This window comes from Mycobacterium sp. ABE4_509 (assembly GCF_056160785.1).
On record NZ_JBSWXU010000069.1, the window covers coordinates 1 to 20,128 of the forward strand.

The following is a 20,128-nucleotide window of genomic DNA, read 5'->3' on the forward strand; positions in this document are numbered from 1 at the left end:
ACGGCTGGATACCGGCCAACACCGCATCAACTACCACCACCGCCCCGAACGGCTGCTGCGCCCGCCCGACGCGCCGGCACCGGAGCAGGACAAGGCCGGGCCAGCCGACCCCGACGACACCGGTGACGACACCGAGCCCGACGACCGACCCACCGATCAACCGCTGGACTCCCAACCCGCCGACCACCCCGGCCACCCCGGCGGACCCGCACCACCCGGGGATCAAGCCGCCTGAGGGCCGCGAATGCGCTCGTGTACAGCATGTTCGAGCGTCACGCGGGGCTGCCGCGGCGCGGTAGCGTTTGCCGGAGGGCCGCAAGGCGGCGGCGGCCGAGTCGGTCGAACGTGGGCAATGCCGCCGCGTGAACGCCTCCGGCCTGTCACCGGTCGTCGTGCTGTGGCGGTGGGTCCCCGCGATAGAACGCGATCGTGTTGTCGGCGGCCCGGCGCGCGACGGCGGGTTCCTCGCCCGAGGCGACCTGTGCCGCGTACCAGCCCTCGCCGGCGTCACGGATGTAGCTCCTGCCGTCGCCGGTGGCGGCCCACCGCTCCTCCTCGAACTCGTCGGGCACCGCCTCGCCGGTGTCGAGGTGGAGGGCCAGGCCCAGCAGTGCCAGGTCCCACCCGAGCCCGACCGCGCCGGGCCCGTACTGGGGCCACATGTCGTCGCCCACCAGGGCGATGTGGTCGAGTTGCATGCGGGACTGATCGGGACCCTCGTCGAAGATCTGCAACTCGATCCAGCTGACCGCTCCGCCGAATTCCCAGGTAGCGGTGAAGGTCCGGGGCGGATCGCAGGTCAGCACGGTGCCCGATGCGTTTCCTTCGACCTGGAAGTGGCCGTCGAGTTGCAGGTCGCCGTGCACCGGCGCGAACCATCGCGCGAGGCGCGCCCCGGTGGTGCACGCCTCCCACAGGTCGGCCGCGTCGGTGGGGTAGCTGCGGCTCAGCGTGACGACGCGAGCCTCGCCCGCCTCGAGGGTGCGGCCGCCGACCGTGCGCCGGACGGCATTGACCTGGTGGCTCAAATCCATCAGTCCTGTTCCCCTTCGCTTTTCGTGCCGTGCAGGCGACGCAGTCGTCTGCCCCGGGCGACCTCGGTGGCCAGCGCGTCCAGGCGCGGCGCCCAGAACCGGCGGAAGCCCTGCAGCCAGTCGTCGACGTCGCGCAGCCCGGCTGCATCCACGGCATACATGCGCCGCTGGCCTTCGGGGCGCACAGTGGTGAAACCGTTGTCCCGCAGCACTTTCAGATGCTGAGACACCGCCGGCTGGCTGATCGCGAACTCATCCCGGATCACCGCGGTGAGCGCACCCGCGGACTGCTCACCGTCAGCGAGCAGCTCGAGTATCCGCCGCCGCACCGGGTCGCCGAGAACGTCGAACGCGTGCACATCGACAAAGATAAAGCCTCAACTTATATAAGGCAAGAATTATCTAATGGTGACGAGGTGGGGTCGAGCTGTGCAGAGGCGGGTCAGCTCGGAATCGCGGAGGTTTCGCCGGCCTGCAGCGCTTCCCGCAGACCCCGGGTGGCCAGCTCGTCGGCCAGTTCGTTGTCGTCCACACCGGAGTGGCCCTTCACCCAGAACCACTCGACCCGATGCCGTGCGCAGGCCTCCTGCAGCCGCTGCCAGAGGTCGACGTTCTTCACCGGCTGCTTGGCCGCCGTCAGCCAGCCGTTGCGCTCCCAGCCCAGCACCCACTTGGTTATGCCGTTACGGACATAGGTGCTGTCGGTGTACACGTGCACCACCACCGGCCGGGTGAGCGCCTCGAGCGCCATGATCGGAGCGGTCAGCTCCATGCGGTTGTTGCTCGTCGATTCCGGTTCACCGCCGTACAGCTCGCGCAGATGGTGGCGCTGGCGCAGCACCGCTCCCCAGCCACCCGGCCCCGGGTTGGGCCGGCATCCACCGTCGGTGTGGATGACCACGACATCATCGTCAGCCGGCGGAGTCATGCGCCGAGGATAGGCAGTGCGGTCCGAAGGCGGGTCAGCGACGCGCCGAGATCATCGCCGTGCGGACCGAGATGCCCAGGTCGCGATGCCGCAGCGTGGTGATCCGCCGTCCCGGCTGCACCGCCTGCTTCACCGGTGTGGTGTGTTCGCCGAAGAAGCTTGCCGTGGCGTCGATGTCCTCGACGACGAAGGTGATTCCCCACAGGGTGGCGGGTTCCGGATTCGCCGCGCCGGGGGTGCCGACGACCTCGACGATCACCTCCCCGACGCGGAAGAAGATCTGGCGGATCGGCTGTCCGCCGAGCTCGCCATCGCGTTCCCGGCGTGGCTGCTGGCCCAGGGCTTCCAGCGCGGCGACCGTCCGGTCGAGGTCCGGCGACAGCAGCACGACGTGGTCGATCCCGGTGACCCCGTTGGAGTGGGTGGCCGGTTCCGGGGCCGACGCGTGCGAACCCGTCGTCGCGACGCCGTCCAGGTCGCCGGGAAAGGAGTCGGGCAGGCCCCGCAACGACCACCCGACGATCCCGGTGCCGTGGTCGCGCCCGACCAGCCGGATGCGCACGCCGCCGACCCGGCAGGCGGGTTGGCCATCGCCATCGGAATCGACGGTGAACCCGGCCCGCGTCCATGCGTCGGGCGGGTCGGCAATCGAGATCTCATCGACGGTCACAGCCATGGCATGCCGGCAACTCTATTGGGTGGCTGCCCGCCGCTGCAGCAGGACCGACACCGTCAGCACCGCGATGCCCGCCAGCGCCAGCACCGCGCCGGCCGCGGCGGGTGCGGTGTATCCCAGCCCGGCGGCGATGACCACGCCGCCGACCCAGGCGCCGGTCGCGTTCCCGATGTTGAGCGCCGAATGATTCAGCGCCGCGGCCAATGTCTGCGCATCGTGGGCGACGTCCATCAGCCGGGTCTGCAGCGCCGGGGCCACTGCCGAACCGGACGCGCCGATGCCGAACAGCACCAGCAGGGCGGTCCACGGGTTGTGCGAGGCCAGGACGAACACCGCCAGTGCCGCGCTGAGCGCACCCATCGACAGGTACAGCGCCCGGACCACCGAGCCGTCGGCCAGCCGGCCGCCGACCAGGTTGCCGACCACCATGCCCAGACCGAACACCATCAGCGCCACCGGAACCAGTGTGCGGGGCATCCCCGCGACATCGGTCATCGTGGTGGTGACGTAGGTGTACACCGCGAACATGCCGCCGAAGCCGATCATGCCGACCAGCACTGCCAGCCACACCTGCGGGCGGCGCAGGGCGCCCAGTTCGGTCAGCGGGCTGGTCGGGTGCATGGTCTGCAGATGCGTCGGCAGCCAGAACCACAACGCGGTCAGGGTGACGAGCCCGATGGCGACGACCAGGCCGAATGCCGAGCGCCAGCCCAGCGCCTGGCCCAGCCACGAGGCCATCGGCACGCCGAGCACGGTGGCGATGGTCAACCCGGACATGACGTGGGCCACCGCCTTGGCCCGATTCGCCGGGCCCATCAGATGAGCCGCCACCAGCGCTGCGACGCCGAAGTAGGCGCCGTGGGGCAGGCCGGCGAGGAGCCGCGCCCCGATCAGCGTCCCGTATGTCGGGGCCAGCATGCTGGCCAGATTGCCCAGCGTGAACACCGACATCAACGCCAGCAGCAGCGCGCGCCGCGGCAGGCGGGCGGTGACCGCGGCGATCAGCGGGGCGCCGACCACGACCCCCATCGCATACGCCGAGATCACATGCCCGGCAGTGGGTTCGGAGACATGCAGGCCGGTGGCGATGTCGGGCAGCAGCCCCATGGCGACGAACTCGGTGGTGCCGATGCCGAATCCGCCCAGCGCCAGTGCGACCACCGCCAGCCAGCGCACCACCGGGTCGGGTGCAACCACTGACAGCGGGCCCGACGGGCGGTCGAGCGCCGCGGTCACAGAGCGTGGACCGCGGTGACGGTGGGCGTGCTGACCTTGAGTGCGACTTCGGCCAGGCGGCCGATCCGGTCCCAGTCGCGGCGCCGGACCGCGTCGGCAGGTGTGAGCCAGTCGGCGCTGACGCATCCGACGTTCGGTGCGGCCAGGTAGCGGGTCAGCTCGGCGGGCGCGATACCGCCGACCGGGCAGAAACGAGCGGCCGGGACGAAGCTGGCCATGGCCTTGAGCGCGCGGGTGCCACCGGACGTGGCGGCCGGGGCCAGCACCATGTCGGTGTAGCCGTCGTCGAGCAGTTCCATGGCCTGCAGCGCATTCGAGACGCCGGGCAGGTGGGGCAGTTCGGTCGCGCGCATCGCGTCGCGCAGCGGCGCGTGGCCGACCGTGGCGACCAGGAATTCCGCGCCGGCGGCACGCGCGCGGGCGGGTTGGTCCACGTCGTCGACCCCGGCTGCGCCCACGATGATCTCGGGGGCGTCGGCGGCGATTCGTTCGATCGCCTCGAAGGAGTGCTTGCCGTCGAGTGCCACCTGCACCAGCGGCAGTCCGGCCCGGCTGATCGCGCGCGCGACCGGGACCGCGTCAGCGGCGTCGCGCACGCTGACCACCGGCAGCACCGGTGCGACGTCCAGCAGCGAGCGAGGTTCTTGCATTGCGCTCACGATAGTCAGCGATAAAGTACTTTTCAACTAAACTTAAGCACTTGAAAGACATAAGTAGGGCGGGTTAGGGTTTGCGCATGCCCTTGTTTCGGACCTCGCCCGCAACGTCTGTGGGCGAGCTGTATGCCCTGATCAGGGACAAGCGCGAAACGACCCGTGCCGAGGTCGGTCAGCTGACCGGACTGTCACGCACAGCGGTGTCCGCACGAGTGAGAGAACTCACCACCCGCGGGCTGGTCGTCGAACGCGATCAGGCCCCGTCCACCGGCGGGCGCCCGGCGACGTTGCTGAGCTTCAACGCCGACGCCGGTGTCGTGCTGAGCGTCGCCGTCGGCCGCAGCCGCACCCGGCTGGCGGTCTGCAACCTGGGCGCCGACGTGCTGGCCGCCGCCGACATCGATCAGGAGCCCGGCCTCGGGCCCGAAGACCTCATGCCCGACGTCATCAAGCGTCTCGACCTACTGCTCGACGACAGCGGGCGCCGGGCCGCCCCATTGCTCGGGGTGGGGCTCAGCCTGCCGGGCACCGTCGACCCGAAACGCGGATGCAGCATCGACACCCCGGTGCTCGGTGGCTGGGACGGCGTCCCGCTGGTGCCCTACTTCCGCGAGCTCACCGACGCGCCGGTCGCACTGGACAACGACGCCAACGTGATCGCGCTGGCCGAATGGCGTGCCGGCGCGGGCCGCGGGGTGGACGACATGCTCGTGGTCAAGGCGTCTTCCGGTTTCGGTGCGGGCATCGTGGCCGGAGGCGAGCTGCAGCGCGGAGCCACCCGGGCGGCCGGCGAGTTCGGCCACAACAAGACGGCGGCGGCCGCCGGCCGGATCTGCCGGTGCGGAGACACCGGGTGCCTGGAGGCGGTGGCGGGCGGCTGGGCGCTGGTCCGCGAACTGGCCGGCGACGGCAGGCAGGTCGGCAACCTGCGTGACGTCGTCGAGCTGGCCAACGCCGGCGACGTCGTCGCCCGCCGGCTCATCCGCGACGCGGGCAGGCACGTCGGTGAGGTGCTCGCCGCCGCGGTCAACCTACTCAATCCCGCCGCCCTGGTGGTGGCCGGCGACATCGCCGGCGCCTACGACATCTTCGTCGCCGGACTGCGGGAAACGTTGTACGGCAACGCGACCGCCCTGGCCACCCGGGTGCTGCAGATCGCGCCCGCCGAACTCGGCGACCGCGCCGGGGTGGTGGGCAGCGCCATGCTGGTGCTCGACGAGGTGCTCGGTGCGTCGGCGATCGACGCGCTGGTCACACCTTCGCGATGACGTTCTCGGCGAACATCTCCAGGTTGCGGATCTTGGCGTCCAGCGGCTCGGTGTCCTGGCCCATGACGTAGGGGATCCGGAACCCGACGATCACGTCGGTGACGCCCTTGTCCTCGAGCCGTTTGATGCCGTCGGGGGTGTAGGCGTCGACCGAGATGACGTGGATCTGATAGGGCCCGCTGCGCCCCTGTTCCTCGCGGAAAGCGTTCAGTTTCTTCAGTAGTGCATCGAGTTCCTCGGGATCGCCGCCGCCGTGCATCCAGCCGTCGTTACGGGCGGCGCGGCGCAGCGCGGCATCGGCGTGCCCACCGATGAGGATCGGCAGCGGTTGCGACGGGGCCGGGGTCATCTTCGTCTTCGGGATGTCGTAGAACTCGCCGTGGTACTCGAAGTAGTCGCCGGAGGTCAGCCCGCGGATGATGTCGATGCACTCATCCATCCGCTTGCCGCGCCGCGCGAACGGCACGTTCATCAGTTCGTAGTCCTCGGGCCACGGGCTGGTGCCCACCCCGAGTCCGAGCCGGTTGTCGAACAGCGCCGCCAACGAGCCCGCCTGCTTGGCCACCAGGGCCGGCGGCCGGATCGGCAGCTTGAGCACGAAGTGGTTGAAGTGCAGCGTGGTGGTCACCGCGCACAGGGCGGCGGTCAGCACGAACGACTCGATGAACGCCTTGCCGTCGAGGAACTCCCGGTTGCCGTCGGGGGTGTAGGGATACTTCGAATCCGACTCGAAGGGGTAGGCGACGCTGTCGGGGATCGTCATCGCGTGGTAGCCGGCCGCCTCGGCCGCTCTGGCCAGCGGGATGTAGAACGTCGGGTCGGTCATCGCCTCGGCATAGGTGAATCGCACATCGTCTCCTGGCTCGTCGGTGACCGAATACTAGAACGTGTTCTAGTCCCGCCGTGGTGGATCGACCGGAGCCTGCGCCGCAGCCCGCGGCGAGAGGGTGGATCATGATCAGCATGGGACCGTTTCTGCTGCGCGCCGCGCTCACCGGGTTCGCGCTGTGGGTTGTCACGCTCATCGTGCCCGGCATCTATTTCGTCGGCGGCGACTCGACGCTGACCCGCATCGGCGTCATCTTCGTCGTCGCGGTGGTCTTCGGGCTGGTCAACGCCTTCATCAAGCCGCTCGTGCAGATCATCTCGATACCGCTCTACATCCTGACCCTCGGCCTGATCCACGTCGTCATCAACGCGTTCATGCTGTGGATCACCGCGTGGATCACCGAGCACACGACGCACTGGGGTCTGGCGATCGACCAGTTCTGGTGGACGGCGATCTGGGCGGCTGTCGTGCTGTCGCTCATCTCGTGGTTGCTGTCGCTGGTCATCAGGGCAGACTGAGGGCATGCCCGAGCTGCCCGAGGTCGAAGCGCTCGCCGATCACCTGCGCCGCCACGCCGTCGGCCGGACCGTCGCCCGCGTCGACGTCGCGGCGTTCTCCGTGCTCAAGACGTTCGACCCGCCGGTCACCGCCCTGACCGGACAGACCGTCACCGGTGCGCACCGGTGGGGCAAATACCTCGGCATTCAGGCCGGCGACCTGCATCTGATCACCCATCTGTCCCGCGCGGGCTGGCTGCGCTGGTCGGACAAGCTGGCCGCCGCGCCGCTCAAGCCGGGTAAGGGCCCGATCGCGCTGCGGGTGCACCTCGGCACCCCCGGCGAAGGGGCGGGCTTCGACCTGACCGAGGCCGGCACCCAGAAGCGGCTGGCGGTCTGGCTGGTCACCGATCCGTTCCAGGTGCCGCAGATCGCCGCGCTGGGACCGGATGCGCTGGCCCTCGACCAACAGGGTCTGGCCGAGGCACTGACGCCCAACTCGGGCCGCATCAAGACCGTCATCACCGACCAGAAGGTCATCGCCGGAATCGGGAACGCCTACAGCGACGAGATTCTGCACGTGGCCAAACTGTCTCCGTTCGCCACCGCCAACAAACTGACCGAGGCGCAACTGGCCGCGCTGCACGACGCGACGGTCTCGGTGCTGACCGACGCGGTCACCAGGTCGGTCGGCCAGGGTGCCGCGACACTGAAGGGGGAGAAGCGTTCCGGGCTGCGGGTTCATGCCCGCACCGGACTGCCCTGCCCGGTGTGCGGAGACACCGTGCGCGAGGTGTCCTTCACCGACAAGTCGTTCCAGTACTGCCCGACGTGTCAGACCGGCGGCAAGATCCTGGCCGACCGGCGAATGTCCAAACTGCTCAAGTAAGCCCCGGCCGGCTCCGCGTCAATAGGTGGGCCAGGGGCCGTTGGCTTCGAAGTCGGCGGCAAGCGCCACCAGGGTGTCCTCGGCGCCGTGCCGGCCGACGAACTGCACACCGATCGGGATGCCGGAGTCGGTACGGCCCAGCGGCACGCTGACCGCCGGCAGCCCACCGATGTTGGCGAAGTTCGTCATGGCCGTCATCTGTAGGGAGCGTTCGACGATGCCGGCATCGAACTCCGCCCTCGGGGCCGGAGTCCCCACCGGTGCAGGCAGATCACCCATGGTCGGCGTCATCAGCAGATCGAAATCCTGCCACCACGACGCGAGCCGGTAGGTCCAGGTCGACAGCCAGTATCTCGCCTCGAGATACCCCGGCGCTCCGAGCAGCTGCGCTCTGCGACGCTTCTCCTCGTTGCGCGGGGCGAGCTCGCCGTCGCCGAACGGCCGGCCCAGCTGCGCCTCGACCTTGCGAGCCAGCAACTCCACGTCCACGTCAACGATCGTGTCGTAGTACGACTGGTAGGCAGTCTCGTCGAGTGCCCGCGGGGAACCGTCGGTGACATGATGGCCGCGGTCGGACAGCACCCCGGCGATCTGGTCCACCACCGCGGCCACGACGCCTGAGGGCCAGGGCGCCCCCGAGGGGTGCCGGCGCATCACCCCGATACGCTGCGCGACGATCCGCTCAGGCGCAGACCCCAGCTGCGGGCCGGCGATCGAGTAGGGATCGCCCGGAAACCACCGGGCCAGCGCCGACGTCACCGCCGCGGCATCTCTCACCGAGCGGGTGATGACACCCTCCACGGTGGCCCCGGCCCAGGACTCGCCGGCGTCCGGGCCGAGGCTGACCCGGCCGCGGGATGGTTTGAGCCCGACGAGTCCGCAGGCGCTGGCGGGCTGGCGGATGGATCCGCCGCCATCGGTGGCGTGCGCGACGGCGACCATCCCGGCGGCGACGGCCGCTGCCGCCCCGCCACTGGACCCACCCGGGGTTCGGTCGGTGGCGCGGGGATTGCGGGTCACCCCGCACGCCTGCGACTCGGTGACGAACGCGGTGGCGAACTCGGGCACCGTGGTTCGGCCCAGCACGACGAAGCCGGCGTCGGCGATCGCCCGGTAGATGTTGCTGTCGGTCGATCCGGGGATGCGTTCGGCGGCAAGGGCGGTGGTGCCGTAGCGGGTCTCCTGCCCGGCGGCGGTGCACCGGTGATCCTTGAGCAGGATGGGCACTCCGGCGAAGGGGGCGGCCGGGTCGATGCCGTCGCAGTCTGCCAGGGCCTGCTCGAAGCGCTGCCAGCTCAGCGCGTTCAGCTCGGGATTGGTCGCCTCGATGCGCGCGATGGACGCTTCGGCGAGCTCGCGGGCCGATACCAGGCCGTCGCGGATCGCGGCCGCCTGCGCGCACGCATCTTGATCGAGCAGGTCACTCACACCAATCGTCCGTCCTTGGTCACCGGGGTGTCGTCGACGACGATCGAGCAGCCCCGCATCGCGATGTCCAGGTGCGCGAACGAGTCATGGCCGAGGAACGGATGCGGCCCCGTCGACCACAGGAAGTTTCCGGCGAACGCCCGGGCGTCCATACCCATGATCTCGTGCTTGGAGTACATGGCGGTGGCGAACCAGTTGGCGCTGCGCATCAGACCCCAACCCATGTGGGACAACGAACGTGCCCACTGGTCCTCGGAGTCGTCGAAGAACTGCTGTAGCCGCATCGCGTCCGGCCCGCCGGTGATGTTCTCGATCCGCCCGTCGACCACCTCGAGCGTGATGTCGGTCGCCACGTACTCCTTGAACGGCAACAGGATGTCGCCGGCGGTGAGCACGATCCGGCCGTTCGACGTCATCGGCCAGCACACCACCATCGTGGAAGGCCAGTGGTCCCACTTGCCGGGCTTGTCGACGAATCCCTTCTGGAAGCCGGGGTGACTGTCGACGAGGTCGACGGTGAAGTCGGTGCCGGCCTGTGAACGCACGGTCATCGTGGTCGATTGACGCAGCAGCGCGGCCGCCGACTCCACCCGCTCGGTGTCGTCGAGGGCCGGCATGTTGCGCGCCAACACATCCGGTGCGTCACAGATGAAGATGATGCGAGTGCCGGCAGCCAGGATGTCGGACTGCACGGGTGCGTGTACGAATCCCTCCCGGGTGAGATCAACCACCATGTCGGCTGCCTTGAGGGTGTCCTGGATGACGCGATTGTCCAGCACCGACTGCAGTCCGGGCCCGGAACCGGTGTGGGTCACCGGCTCGGGGATCGGGCTGCCCGACGGTGCCACGATGGTCGCCACGTGGGCCCCGAGCTGCTGTGCGGCACCGAACGCGGCGGTGACATAGTCGGAACGGCTGGCGGGTTCGGTCAGTACGATGACGTGTTCGCCGGGCGCGACATTGCACAGCTCGAACTCCCGGACGAACAGCCGCATCAGGTCGACTCCGGTCAGATCCATGATGGTTTCTCCTCTCTGATGACCGCTCGGACTTGCGCAACGAATTGCGCGAACGGTTGCCTATGATGTGTGCGCAATTGCAGGGACGTGGACGGAGGGCTGGCGTGACAGGACAACCGGACGGGCCGGTCACCTTGCGTACCGTCGCAGAAGCGGCCGGGGTGCACGTCTCGACGGTGTCCCGAGCGCTGCGCCGCGCCGCGACCCCGGGGGCGAAGGTCAGCGCCGCCGATGCCCGAATCGTGGCTCTGGCCAAGGATCTCCGCTACATCCCCAACCCCAACGCGGCGAGCCTGACCACGAACCGGTCGACAGCACTCGGTGTGCTGGTGCCGCATCTGACCGACGTCGTGCTCTCGATGGTCTACGACGCCATCGAGGGGGAGGCCGACCGCGCCGGGTACGAGACCTTCGTCGCCAACACTCACGATCAGCCCGCCGAACAGGTCCGCCGGTTCGAACTGCTGCTGGGCCGCCGGGTGGACGGGCTGATCCTGGGCGACGCCCACCTGGACGGAACCAACCTGGCCGAACTGGAGCGCCGCAAGGTTCCATTCGTGTTGGTGTCGCGGCGCAGCCCCGGCCACCTGTCGGTGTGTGGCGACGACTACCGGGGCGGCTACCAGATCGGCGAACACCTTGCCGCACTGGGACATACCGAGATCGGCATCATCGGCGCACCGCCGTGGGCGAGCACCGGTGTGGACCGGGTCAACGGGTGCGTCGACGCGCTGGCCGCGGCCGGTGTCACCGTCACCCCCGACCGCATCCTGGAGCTCGGATTCGACGCCGGCCACGGCCACGACGGCGCGATGCGGCTGCTGTCGCAGCGCTCGGCGCCGACCGCGATCTTCGCGGTCAACGACTTCTCGGCGATCGGTGTGATGGGCGCGTTGCGGGAACTCGGCCGTCGACCCGGACGTGATGTCGCGGTCGCCGGTTACAACGACATCCCGGTCGCCGCCGAGCTGATGATCCCGCTCACCACCGTGCGCAGCCCCCTGGAGGAAATGGGCGTGCGCGCCGTGCAGACCCTGCTGGCAGTGCTCTACGGGCTGCCGACGTCGTCGACGACCCTGTCCACCGAGCTGGTGGTGCGCGAGTCCACGAGAGGCTGAGGCGGTCAGCACGGTCTCGCCGACCTTTCGCGCAGTACCCGGTCGACCACCAGCACCTCGATGGCCTTCATCAGCACGGTGAACAGCAGTGCGTAGACGATCATTTCGGCGGGCCGAAGGTATTTGAACTCCTGCATGATCCGCGCACCGATGCCGTCGGGCGAGGTGATCGCCTCCAGCAGCACGATCAGCTTCCACGAGAACGCGAACGATGTTCTGGCGGCGGCGTCGGCGGCAGGCCGCAGCTGATGCCACAGAACGTGGCGCACATAGGTCAGCGGCCCGAACTTGTAGGCGGCGGCCATCTCGTCGAGGTGGCCGTCACGGGCCAGCACCGAGGCCATGGTGACGTTGACCACCAGCGGCGCTATCGCCAGGATCACCGCGATGATCCCCGAACTCTCGGCGGTGCCCAGGACCAGGATCACGATGATGATGTAGACGATGTCGGGGACGGCCAGCGCGATCGCCAGCACCGGACGCAGGAAGGCCCGCAGCTGCCAGCTGAACCCGCAGGCGACACCGATGGCCAGGCCCGCGGCGACCGAGCCGGCCCAGACCAACAGCACCCGTCGCAGCGTGGTGAGCAGATCGGTGTAGAGCGTGTCGGACGAGAACACCGAGCCGCTGGCCACTGCCAGGTCGGCCAGCGACGGCACCCAGCCGCCGGAAGTCAGGCTGGCCAGTTCCCACAGTCCGAGACCCACCACCACGGCCAGACCAGGGGCGACGAAACGGTTGCGCCACCAGGGCTCTCGCTGCGGCGACCGAGGCGTCGCCTCGGTCGCCGCAGCGGTGGCGAACGTCGTCACTGGGTTTCCCCGGCGGTCGGTTCCCAGACCTGCAGCACCTCGTCGACCAACTCCTCCTCCAACTGCGCCAGGCGCGGGTCGCCGTAGGAACGGGGCCGCGGGAGGTTGACCTCGACCTCTTTGAGGACGGTGGCCGGCCCGCGGCTGAGCACCAGGATGCGGTCGGACAGGTACAGCGCTTCCCTGATCGAGTGGGTCACGAACAGCGTCGGCGTGGCCGAGGTCAACCGCATCCGGTCCAGCTCCACCCGGATCATGCGGCCGGTCACCTCGTCGAGCCCGCTGAAGGGTTCATCCATCAGCACCAGGTCCGGCCGCACGGCCAGTGCCCTGGCGATCGAAACCCGTTGCCGCTGACCACCTGAAAGGTTCATCGGTAGCGCGTCGATGTGCTCACCGACCTGCAGCAGGGACAGGTAGCGTTCGATCTGGGACATCCATTCGGATTTCGGTACGCCGGCGCTGCGCATCGCGATCTCGATGTTGCGCCGTACCGATCGCCACGGCAGCAGGCGGTGGTCCTGGAAGACGTAGCCCGTGCGTAGCCGTCTGCCGACATGATCGGTGACATCGGTCGACTGATAGGTGATATGGCCGGCAGAGGGCGTTTTCAGACCGGCGAGGACGTGGAGCAGGGTGGACTTGCCGCAGCCGCTGGGACCGATGATCGAGACGAATTCGTCCTCGCCGATGCGCAGATCGATGTCTCGCACCGCCGTCTTGCTGCCGTAGGAGATGGAGATGCCTTCGAGATCGAGAAAGCTCATTTGATCGGAGGCCGTGTCGGCTGCGAGGTTGATTGTCATCGGGGAACTCCTGTCCAGTGCTGTGCCCGCGTCTCGAGCGGTCTGATCACCAGGTACTCGGTGGCCAGCAGGATGGCGGCGAACACGATCAGCCACAGCATCACGTCGACGAGGTTGAATTTCGAGAACGACCGGTCGAACTGAAAGCCCATGCCGCTGCTCACCAGGAAGATCTCCACCACCACAACGACTTTCCACAAGTGGGCGTGCTCGTTGCGCAGCGCCGTCATCACCGCCCCGGCGATCTGGGGTACCAGGATCTCGCGGATGTACTGCCATCTCGAGTATCGGTAGGACGCTGCCATCTCGAGTAGGCCGGGATCGATCCGGCGCAGTGCGGACAGCACGACCAGTGCCACGAACGGGAAGATGGTGAGCACCAGCACCACAATCGCGCCGAGCTCCACGTTGCGGAAGAAGGTGACTGCCATCAGCGCGGTGATGGTGCTGGGCACCGTGATGAACACCGTGACGTAGACGCCGGCGAACCTGCCCCAGAAGTGCGACTTCCACATCACCACGGCGACCGCGATGCCCAGCGCCATGCCGATCGCCAGCGATACCAGCACGCGCAGCCACGTCTCGCCGACCGCGGCCCACACGTCGGGATCTCGGAGGAAAGCGGGCAGCTCACCGAGCACGTCGCCGATCGGGGCGATGAAGTTGCTGCCCGCGCCGCTGACCGCCCACAGGGCGATCAGCGACGCGGCTCCCGCACACGAGTACAGCGTCGATCGGGTTCGTCGGCTCAGCATCGGTGATTGTCAGCCGGCAAGGACGGAATCGAGCGTGGCCGAAGGAGCGTTCTCGGGATAGCTGGGCAGCATCCCGTTGTCGACCATCAGCTTGATCCAGTCGTTCATCGCCGTGGCGTCCTCTTCGGTCCACTCGTTGGTGTAGCACGGCAGGTTCTGGCAGTAGGTGACCAACCGGTCGAGTTCGGCGTCGGACTGCGGGTCCAGGAAGGACTTGTACGGCTCCTGTTTGAAGGTCTCGTAGTTGTCGTCGACCATCGTCTGCATCGCCTCGCTGTAGGCGGCGACGACGTTGTTGGCCAGCTCCGGGTTCTCGGTCAGCCAGCTGCGGTTCGACCACAGCATTGCCAGCGGGGGAGCCCAGCCCTCCTTGTCCTGCCAGTATTTGGTGACCTCGAGGATGCGGGTGCCGTCGGCCATCTGCACCGCACGGTCGCCGAACGGCTCGAAGTCGAAGATCGCGTCGACCTCGCCCTGGGCCAGTAGCGCGGGAAGTGCCTCAGGTGAGGACTGCACCAGGGTGAGGTCCTTCTGGACGTCGATGCCCCAACCGTCCTGGAGGGTGAGGGTGAGCGCCTGGGTGGTGCCCGAGTCGTTACCGAAATGCCCGACTCGCTTGCCGCGCAGTTTTTCGGGGCTGGTGATGCCGCTTGCGCCGCTGGCGACGACGCTCGCGGTCTGCGACATCAGCGGGTAGTAGGCGACGGTGTCGTGGCCTTCGGCGTTGGCGATCGCGGCCGAGACGGCGTCGCCGGGGCCCAGTTGTACCTGACCCTGCAGAAACGGGGTGGTGCCACCGGCCGGATCACCTTCGGTGTATTCGAGTGTGAATCCGTACTTCTGGTCGAGGCCCTGCTCCTTGACGAAGACCGGGACGACGCCGAACGGGTCCGGTACGACCCCGTCCATCTTCACGACCGGGGTGTCGGACGAGGAGGTGCTCTCCTGCGAGGGGCCCGACGAACACGCCGTGCCTGCCAGAAGCAGTGGGACTGCCAGGAGTGCGACCTTCGCGCGGCCGCTGCGAATGCTGGACTTCATGTCGGTATGCCTTTCACTGTCTGCGAATGGTTTTGGGGGTCAACGGCTGGACAGGGACATGCCGCGCAGTGGCGTGCCCTGGTAGATCCAGTCGAGTTTGGTGTCGACGTTCTTGTCGACGGCCCGCATCCGGGCATCGCGTTCCCGTTGACGTTCGCCGTCGGGTAGGTGGAACACGCTGCGGTTGTCCATCGCCGCGATCTGGACGGTGCGGGCCCGTTCCGCGCGTCGTCGCACGTAGGCGTCCAGGGCTGGTGCCGCATCGGCGGGGCCGATGCCGGCGAGTTCCTCGGCGAGCACCGCGGCATCCTCGATGGACTGCGAAGCGCCCTGGGACACATAGGGAACCATCGAGTGTGCCGCGTCGCCGAGAAGCGTGATGTTGCCCCGGTTCCACTCGGCGAACGGCTCCTGGTGTTTGAGCGCCCACAGTGCGATGGGGCCGTCTGCTTTGCTCAACAGGGCGATGACGCGTTCATCCCAGCCCGCATAGGCGGTCATCAGCTCGTCGTGGGTGGCCGGCCTGTTCCAGTCGCGCGACACATCCTCGCTGATCGGGAAGATGCCGACCACGTTGATCAGCTGCTGGCGCCGCACCGGGTAGACGACCAGGTGGCCGCCGGGCCCGAACCACACGTTTCCGGCCTGCCAGTCGACCACGAATCGGGTTGCCGGGTCACGGCGCACGGCATCGCCGTCGAGCAGCGTCCGAAAGGCCATGTCGCCGCTGTCGGCGACGTCCGTCGGCCCGCCGATGTGGGCGCGGACGACCGACCGGATGCCGTCGGCGCCGACGACGACACCGGCGGCGACCGAGTCACCGTCGGCGAGTTGAACGCGCGGCCGCAGCGGGTCGGATTCGTCGACACCGACGACGGTGCTGTTGGTCATGATGCGTGCGGGTGGACCGTCCACACCATCGCCTACCGCCGCCGACAGCAACGCGTCGTGCAGATCGGCCCGGTGCACCTGCAGGTAGGGCGCACCGTAGCGGGCGGTGGCGCTGGCGCCCAGTGTCGTCTTGGCGATGATCGAGCCGTCGCGCCAGCGGCGGTTGACCGTCTCCTGCACCTCCAGCGAGATCTGGTCCATCGCGGCCTGCAGCCCGAGATGGTGCAGCACGCGGGTGGCGTTCGGCCCGATCTGGAGCCCGGCTCCGACCTCGCCGAGTGCGGGCGCCTGCTCGATGACGGTGGTCGCGATGCCCTGGGCGCGCAGCGCGGCAGCGGCGGCGAGTCCACCGATACCGGCGCCGCAGATCACGACGTCGAGCTCAGCCATGATTCTTCTCCTTCATCTTCAGCGGGTCCCTCGACGCGGTCGGCGATGAGGTCGGACAGGTAGGGGATCTCGGCGCGGGAACGGTCGATATCGGCCAGGTCGACCGTGGCCACCGCGGTGCCCTCGGAGCGGGCAAGCCCGGCGACGATGTCACCGTTGGGAGCGATGATCCGGCTGTGGCCCGCGAAGTCGGTGCTGCCGCCCGGGTTCGTGCCGGTCAGGCCCGCCGCGGCGACGAAGCATCCGTTCTCCAGCGCGCGGGAGCGGGTGAGCAGCTCCCATGCGTAGAGCCGGCGGCGGCCGAAAGCCGCCGGGATGGCGATGATGTCGGCGCCGCGCAATGCCAGGTCGCGGACGATCTCGGGGAAGCCCGCTTCGTAGCAGATGGCGACTCCGACGGTGCCCCAACGGGTCTTGGCCAGGGCGCCGGGTTCGATGCGTCTGCCGAACGCGCGGCGCTCGCCGCCCCACAGAAATCGTTTGGACGCCGAGGCCAGCACCCCGTCCGCGCCGACGACCACGGCGAGATCGATGAAGTCGTCCGCGGCGGAACGGGTCAGCAATGCGGTGGCGAACACCACATCGTGCTCGTCGGCCCACCGGGTCAATTCGTCGATGTGCTCCGGAGCATGGCTGCTGGCACTGGCGAGGTCCATGTCCAGGTCGTAGCCGGTGGCGAACAGCTCGGGCAGCACCACGACGCCCGCGCCCTGGGCTGCCAGCTGGGCGACCTGCCGCTTGGCTGTGGCGAGGTTGAGGTCGGCGCGCCCCGGTATGGCGCGCAGCTGAACGACCCCGATGCCGAGGGATTCAGTCACGGGTCACCGTCGCAGCGGGAGCCTGACCTTGGGGGACGGCGGTCAGCGGCCCGGTGAACCAAGGGCCGGCGAGGCGACCGAGCGGGTCGAGGACGTCATTGTCCACCCGAAGTCCGTCGTCGAGGACACCGTCGGCGGCATGCACCCGTAGCGCGGTGCCGTAAATCACTGTGTCGGTGCCGATTCGATGCTCCTCACGCAGTGAGCACTCGATCGCCAGACGTGCCTCGGCGATGCGGGGCGGTGCCACCACATCTGAGGTGACGGGCTTCACGCCCGCCAGTTCGAACTCGTCGACCTCCGGGGCTACCGTTTGTCCTGTTGTGCTCACAGCGCTGCGATGGTCGAAGGACGCCACGTTCACGACGAACTCGCCGGTCGCGTGCACGTTGGCCAGGGTGTCTTTCACCCCGCCGCCGTCGCGGGGTCCGATCGAGACGAGCAGGGTCGGTGGCCGGCGCGACGCCACGGTGAAGAAGCTGAACGGCGCCAGATTCAGCGCGCCATCAGCGGAGATGGTCGACACCCACGCGATCGGGCGCGGTTGAACGGTGCTGACGAGCAGCTTGTAGGCCGACGCGGTGTCCAGCGCCGTGATGTCGATCTGCCTGGCCGGCAACGTACCTCCTCGCGATATCGCTTGTGCAATGCTTTGCGCAAGCGGTTGCACAACATGGTTGTGCACGGTGTGGGAAGCGTCAACCGCAGGCGGGGTGGGTAACGGAGACTTAACACGGGCAGGGGTGCGCCGGACGTTCGGGCCGGATGGTGCCGAGTTGTCTAACTCGGTTATCCTGCCGAAATGACTCGGCAGAAGATCCTGATCACCGGCGCCAGCTCCGGGCTCGGCGCCGGGATGGCCCGCCAGTTCGCGGCCAAAGGCCGTGACCTGGCGCTCTGCGCCCGCCGCACCGACAACCTCGAGGAGCTCAAGAGCGAGCTCACCGCGCGCTACCCCGGCATCACCGTCGCGGTCGCAGCACTCGACGTCAACGATCACGAGCAGGTCGCCAAGGTCTTCAACGAACTGTCCGAGGAACTCGGCGGCATCGACTGCGTCATCGTCAACGCCGGGATCGGCAAGGGCTACCCGCTCGGCGGCGGCAAGATGTGGGCGAACAAGGCCACCATCGAAACCAACCTGGTGGCCGCGCTCGTGCAGATCGAGACCGCGCTGGAGATGTTCAAGGCCGCCGGCGGCGGGCACCTGGTGCTGGTCTCGTCGGTGCTCGGCAACGTCGGCGTGCCCGGCTTCAAGGCCGCCTACTCGGCGAGCAAGGCGGGCGTGACATCGCTGGGGCAATCGCTGCGCGCCGAGTATCCGGCCGGCGGCCCGATCAAGATCACCGTGCTGGAGCCCGGATACATCGAATCGGAGATGACGGCGAAGTCCAACTCCACGATGCTCATGGTCGACAACGAAACCGGGGTCAAGGCCATGGTCGAGGCGATCGAGAAGGAGAAGGGCCGCGCGGTCGTCCCGGCCTGGCCGTGGTGGCCGCTGGTCGAGGTGATGAAGCTGCTGCCACCGAGGTTCACCAAGCGTTTCGCCTGAGCTGCTCCCGGTCGCGCGGAAACCGCTGATTTCGCGACGCGGTGTTGCCTATTCTCGACGGCATCACCCATCAGCACGGCCAAATCCGGGGGTCGCGATGACCGACGTCGAACCCGACCGACGGCCCGCGGAGCGCAGCATGCACTTCGACCGTCACACCCCTGCCTACCGGGGACGCTTCGACGACATCACCGCCGAGATGCACCGGCGCTGCCCGCTGGCCTGGACCGACACCTACGGCGGCCACTGGGTGGCCGCAGGCACCAAAGAGGTCTTCGAACTCGCCCGCTGCCCACATGTGTCCAACGACAACGACATCGCCGGCGAGCGCAACGGCTACGCCGGTATCAACATCCCGCGCGGCGACTACAGCGTGGCCTTCCGCGGCGGCATGCTCGAGATGGACGACCCCGAGCACCGGGAATACCGCACCCCGCTCAACGGATACCTGTCGCCGGCGGCGGTCGAGCGCTGGGTTCCGGTCGTCGACGAACTCGTGCGCGCATGTCTGGACGAGAAGATCGAGCAGGGCCACATCGATTTCGTCGACGACCTGGCCAACATCGTGCCCGCGGTGCTCACGCTGGCCCTGATGGGCGTGCCGTTGCGGGAGTGGGAGATCTACTGCGAACCGGCCCACGCGTCGGTCTACACCCCGACCGATTCGCCGGATTTCCCCCGCGTCGCCGACCTGGCGATCGCGTCGGCGACGAGCATCATGCGCCACGTCGAGGACATTCGGGCGACACCGCGGCCCGGTCTCATCGACGCGCTCGTGCGGATGCGCATCGACGGCGAGCCCGCACCCGATGTCGAGATCATGGGCATGCTGATGCTGTTGATCGGTGGCGGTTTCGACACCACCACGGCGCTCACGGCACACGCACTGGAGTGGCTCTCCCAGCATCCCGACCAACGCCGCCGGCTCCGCGACAACCGGGACGAACTGCTCGATTCGGCCACCGAGGAATTCTTGCGTTTCTTCACCCCTGCGCCCGGCGACGGCCGCACCATCGCCAAGGATCTGGAGGTCGACGGGGTCGTGCTCAAGGAGGGTGAACGGCTGTGGCTGTCGTGGGCGATGGCCAACCGCGACCCGCAACTCTTCGACAACCCCAACGAGTTGATTCTGGACCGAAAGCGCAACCGCCACTTCAGCTTCGGTCTCGGGGTGCACCGCTGCGTCGGCTCCAACGTGGCGCGCACGGTGTTCAAGTCGATGCTGACCGCGGTACTCGACCGGATGCCGGATTTCCAATGTGACCCCGAGGGCGCGGTGCACTACGAGACGATCGGCGTGATCCAGGGCATGCAGCATCTGCCGGCGCGGTTCACCCCCGGACCGCGGCTGGGCGAGGGGCTGGACGCCACGCTGGACCGGCTGCAGCGCATCTGCGACGAGCAGGGCCTGGCGGCACCCATCACCGAACGCAGGGAAGCCGCCGTCATCGACTGACTCCGCTCGGAGCCGCTTGACACGAC

The 20,128-nt window shown here is 68.4% G+C and carries 22 protein-coding genes and 2 pseudogenes; 8 read left to right on the top strand and 16 right to left on the bottom strand.

Translation table 11 applies throughout. The features are described 5' to 3' along the window. Positions 1-235 (top strand): annotated as a pseudogene (locus ACXAID_RS15705) (HNH endonuclease signature motif containing protein); the annotation flags it as partial. Positions 236-380: 145 nt separating this feature from the next. Here the strand turns inward: ACXAID_RS15705 and ACXAID_RS15710 are convergent. From ACXAID_RS15710 to eda, 6 genes are all read right to left on the bottom strand, one after another. Continuing rightward, the gene (locus ACXAID_RS15710; RefSeq protein WP_475023164.1) at positions 381-1,037 is read right to left on the bottom strand and encodes an SRPBCC domain-containing protein; all 657 of its coding nucleotides are present in this window, start codon (positions 1,035-1,037) and stop codon (positions 381-383) included. After that, positions 1,034-1,393, bottom strand: coding sequence for an ArsR/SmtB family transcription factor (locus ACXAID_RS15715; RefSeq protein ID WP_475023140.1), 360 nt, complete (start codon positions 1,391-1,393; stop codon positions 1,034-1,036). Before ACXAID_RS15715 ends, ACXAID_RS15710 begins: the two co-directional genes overlap by 4 nt. An 83-nt stretch (positions 1,394-1,476) precedes the next feature. After that, the gene (gene rnhA, locus ACXAID_RS15720; protein WP_475023141.1) at positions 1,477-1,962 is read right to left on the bottom strand and encodes a ribonuclease HI; all 486 of its coding nucleotides are present in this window, start codon (positions 1,960-1,962) and stop codon (positions 1,477-1,479) included. Positions 1,963-1,996: 34 nt separating this feature from the next. Beyond that, positions 1,997-2,638, bottom strand: coding sequence for a VOC family protein (locus ACXAID_RS15725; protein WP_475023142.1), 642 nt, complete (start codon positions 2,636-2,638; stop codon positions 1,997-1,999). A gap of 15 nt (positions 2,639-2,653) precedes the next feature. Beyond that, a complete protein-coding gene (locus ACXAID_RS15730) occupies positions 2,654-3,874 on the bottom strand; it encodes an MFS transporter (protein ID WP_475023143.1) in 1,221 nt (406 codons plus the stop codon). After that, positions 3,871-4,524 (bottom strand): bifunctional 4-hydroxy-2-oxoglutarate aldolase/2-dehydro-3-deoxy-phosphogluconate aldolase, encoded by a 654-nt coding sequence (eda, locus tag ACXAID_RS15735; RefSeq protein ID WP_475023144.1) that lies wholly within the window; start codon positions 4,522-4,524, stop codon positions 3,871-3,873. Before eda ends, ACXAID_RS15730 begins: the two co-directional genes overlap by 4 nt. 86 nt (positions 4,525-4,610) lie before the next feature. Here eda and ACXAID_RS15740 point away from each other — a divergent pair, with 86 nt between their 5' ends. Then, positions 4,611-5,798, top strand: a complete 1,188-nt coding sequence (locus tag ACXAID_RS15740; RefSeq protein WP_475023145.1) for an ROK family transcriptional regulator — start codon at positions 4,611-4,613, stop codon at positions 5,796-5,798. On the opposite strand, the gene ACXAID_RS15745 is transcribed toward ACXAID_RS15740, so the two are convergent. Continuing rightward, positions 5,782-6,648, bottom strand: a complete 867-nt coding sequence (locus ACXAID_RS15745; RefSeq protein WP_475023146.1) for an LLM class flavin-dependent oxidoreductase — start codon at positions 6,646-6,648, stop codon at positions 5,782-5,784. The genes ACXAID_RS15740 and ACXAID_RS15745 overlap by 17 nt on opposite strands. A gap of 113 nt (positions 6,649-6,761) precedes the next feature. Here ACXAID_RS15745 and ACXAID_RS15750 point away from each other — a divergent pair, with 113 nt between their 5' ends. The 3 genes and pseudogenes from ACXAID_RS15750 (at position 6,762) to ACXAID_RS15760 (ending at position 8,013) form a co-directional block, all read left to right on the top strand. Further along, a complete protein-coding gene (locus ACXAID_RS15750; protein ID WP_475023165.1) occupies positions 6,762-7,145 on the top strand; it encodes a phage holin family protein in 384 nt (127 codons plus the stop codon). A gap of 4 nt (positions 7,146-7,149) precedes the next feature. Beyond that, positions 7,150-7,392: pseudogene (locus ACXAID_RS15755) on the top strand (DNA-formamidopyrimidine glycosylase family protein); the annotation flags it as partial. 153 nt (positions 7,393-7,545) lie between these two features. Further along, positions 7,546-8,013 carry a zinc finger domain-containing protein gene (locus ACXAID_RS15760; RefSeq protein ID WP_475023166.1) on the top strand — a complete coding sequence of 156 codons (468 nt, stop codon included), beginning with the start codon at positions 7,546-7,548 and terminating at the stop codon, positions 8,011-8,013. Between the two features lie 18 nt (positions 8,014-8,031). On the opposite strand, the gene ACXAID_RS15765 is transcribed toward ACXAID_RS15760, so the two are convergent. Beyond that, positions 8,032-9,441: an amidase gene (locus ACXAID_RS15765; RefSeq protein WP_475023147.1), complete on the bottom strand. Its 1,410-nt coding sequence runs from the start codon at positions 9,439-9,441 to the stop codon at positions 8,032-8,034. Continuing rightward, positions 9,438-10,460 carry a 2,5-dihydroxypyridine 5,6-dioxygenase NicX family protein gene (locus ACXAID_RS15770; RefSeq protein ID WP_475023148.1) on the bottom strand — a complete coding sequence of 341 codons (1,023 nt, stop codon included), beginning with the start codon at positions 10,458-10,460 and terminating at the stop codon, positions 9,438-9,440. The genes ACXAID_RS15765 and ACXAID_RS15770 overlap by 4 nt, the downstream gene beginning before the upstream one ends. A 104-nt stretch (positions 10,461-10,564) precedes the next feature. Here ACXAID_RS15770 and ACXAID_RS15775 point away from each other — a divergent pair, with 104 nt between their 5' ends. Continuing rightward, positions 10,565-11,578 carry a LacI family DNA-binding transcriptional regulator gene (locus ACXAID_RS15775; RefSeq protein WP_475023149.1) on the top strand — a complete coding sequence of 338 codons (1,014 nt, stop codon included), beginning with the start codon at positions 10,565-10,567 and terminating at the stop codon, positions 11,576-11,578. Positions 11,579-11,583: 5 nt separating this feature from the next. Here ACXAID_RS15775 and ACXAID_RS15780 read toward each other — a convergent pair whose 3' ends face one another. From ACXAID_RS15780 to ACXAID_RS15810, 7 genes are read right to left on the bottom strand one after another with little or no spacing between them, the layout of a single operon-like run. Beyond that, positions 11,584-12,390, bottom strand: a complete 807-nt coding sequence (locus tag ACXAID_RS15780; protein WP_475023150.1) for an ABC transporter permease — start codon at positions 12,388-12,390, stop codon at positions 11,584-11,586. Further along, positions 12,387-13,196 carry an ABC transporter ATP-binding protein gene (locus tag ACXAID_RS15785; RefSeq protein WP_475023151.1) on the bottom strand — a complete coding sequence of 270 codons (810 nt, stop codon included), beginning with the start codon at positions 13,194-13,196 and terminating at the stop codon, positions 12,387-12,389. Before ACXAID_RS15785 ends, ACXAID_RS15780 begins: the two co-directional genes overlap by 4 nt. Then, on the bottom strand, positions 13,193-13,951 hold the full coding sequence (locus ACXAID_RS15790) for an ABC transporter permease (RefSeq protein WP_475023152.1): 759 nt from the start codon (positions 13,949-13,951) through the stop codon (positions 13,193-13,195). The genes ACXAID_RS15785 and ACXAID_RS15790 overlap by 4 nt, the downstream gene beginning before the upstream one ends. A 9-nt stretch (positions 13,952-13,960) precedes the next feature. Beyond that, positions 13,961-14,992: an ABC transporter substrate-binding protein gene (locus ACXAID_RS15795; protein WP_475023153.1), complete on the bottom strand. Its 1,032-nt coding sequence runs from the start codon at positions 14,990-14,992 to the stop codon at positions 13,961-13,963. A gap of 39 nt (positions 14,993-15,031) precedes the next feature. Further along, positions 15,032-16,273, bottom strand: coding sequence for an FAD-dependent monooxygenase (locus ACXAID_RS15800; RefSeq protein WP_475023154.1), 1,242 nt, complete (start codon positions 16,271-16,273; stop codon positions 15,032-15,034). After that, on the bottom strand, positions 16,252-17,091 hold the full coding sequence (locus tag ACXAID_RS15805; protein ID WP_475023155.1) for a carbon-nitrogen hydrolase family protein: 840 nt from the start codon (positions 17,089-17,091) through the stop codon (positions 16,252-16,254). The genes ACXAID_RS15800 and ACXAID_RS15805 overlap by 22 nt, the downstream gene beginning before the upstream one ends. Beyond that, positions 17,084-17,710 carry a flavin reductase family protein gene (locus ACXAID_RS15810; protein WP_475023156.1) on the bottom strand — a complete coding sequence of 209 codons (627 nt, stop codon included), beginning with the start codon at positions 17,708-17,710 and terminating at the stop codon, positions 17,084-17,086. Before ACXAID_RS15810 ends, ACXAID_RS15805 begins: the two co-directional genes overlap by 8 nt. Positions 17,711-17,893: 183 nt before the next feature. On the opposite strand from ACXAID_RS15810, the gene ACXAID_RS15815 reads away from it, so the two are divergent. Continuing rightward, positions 17,894-18,646 carry an SDR family oxidoreductase gene (locus tag ACXAID_RS15815; protein ID WP_475023157.1) on the top strand — a complete coding sequence of 251 codons (753 nt, stop codon included), beginning with the start codon at positions 17,894-17,896 and terminating at the stop codon, positions 18,644-18,646. Between the two features lie 97 nt (positions 18,647-18,743). After that, a complete protein-coding gene (locus ACXAID_RS15820; RefSeq protein ID WP_475023158.1) occupies positions 18,744-20,102 on the top strand; it encodes a cytochrome P450 in 1,359 nt (452 codons plus the stop codon). Positions 20,103-20,128: the final 26 nt, after the last annotated feature.

Coding starts and splice junctions, on each gene's coding strand:
- ACXAID_RS15800 (WP_475023154.1), bottom strand. CDS start 16,273: ATGGCTGAGCTCGACGTCGTGATCTGCGGCGCCGGTATCGGTGGACTC.
- ACXAID_RS15725 (WP_475023142.1), bottom strand. CDS start 2,638: ATGGCTGTGACCGTCGATGAGATCTCGATTGCCGACCCGCCCGACGCA.
- ACXAID_RS15770 (WP_475023148.1), bottom strand. CDS start 10,460: ATGGATCTGACCGGAGTCGACCTGATGCGGCTGTTCGTCCGGGAGTTC.
- ACXAID_RS15740 (WP_475023145.1), top strand. CDS start 4,611: ATGCCCTTGTTTCGGACCTCGCCCGCAACGTCTGTGGGCGAGCTGTAT.
- ACXAID_RS15815 (WP_475023157.1), top strand. CDS start 17,894: ATGACTCGGCAGAAGATCCTGATCACCGGCGCCAGCTCCGGGCTCGGC.
- eda (WP_475023144.1), bottom strand. CDS start 4,524: ATGCAAGAACCTCGCTCGCTGCTGGACGTCGCACCGGTGCTGCCGGTG.
- rnhA (WP_475023141.1), bottom strand. CDS start 1,962: ATGACTCCGCCGGCTGACGATGATGTCGTGGTCATCCACACCGACGGT.
- ACXAID_RS15790 (WP_475023152.1), bottom strand. CDS start 13,951: ATGCTGAGCCGACGAACCCGATCGACGCTGTACTCGTGTGCGGGAGCC.
- ACXAID_RS15750 (WP_475023165.1), top strand. CDS start 6,762: ATGGGACCGTTTCTGCTGCGCGCCGCGCTCACCGGGTTCGCGCTGTGG.
- ACXAID_RS15795 (WP_475023153.1), bottom strand. CDS start 14,992: ATGAAGTCCAGCATTCGCAGCGGCCGCGCGAAGGTCGCACTCCTGGCA.
- ACXAID_RS15785 (WP_475023151.1), bottom strand. CDS start 13,196: ATGACAATCAACCTCGCAGCCGACACGGCCTCCGATCAAATGAGCTTT.
- ACXAID_RS15820 (WP_475023158.1), top strand. CDS start 18,744: ATGACCGACGTCGAACCCGACCGACGGCCCGCGGAGCGCAGCATGCAC.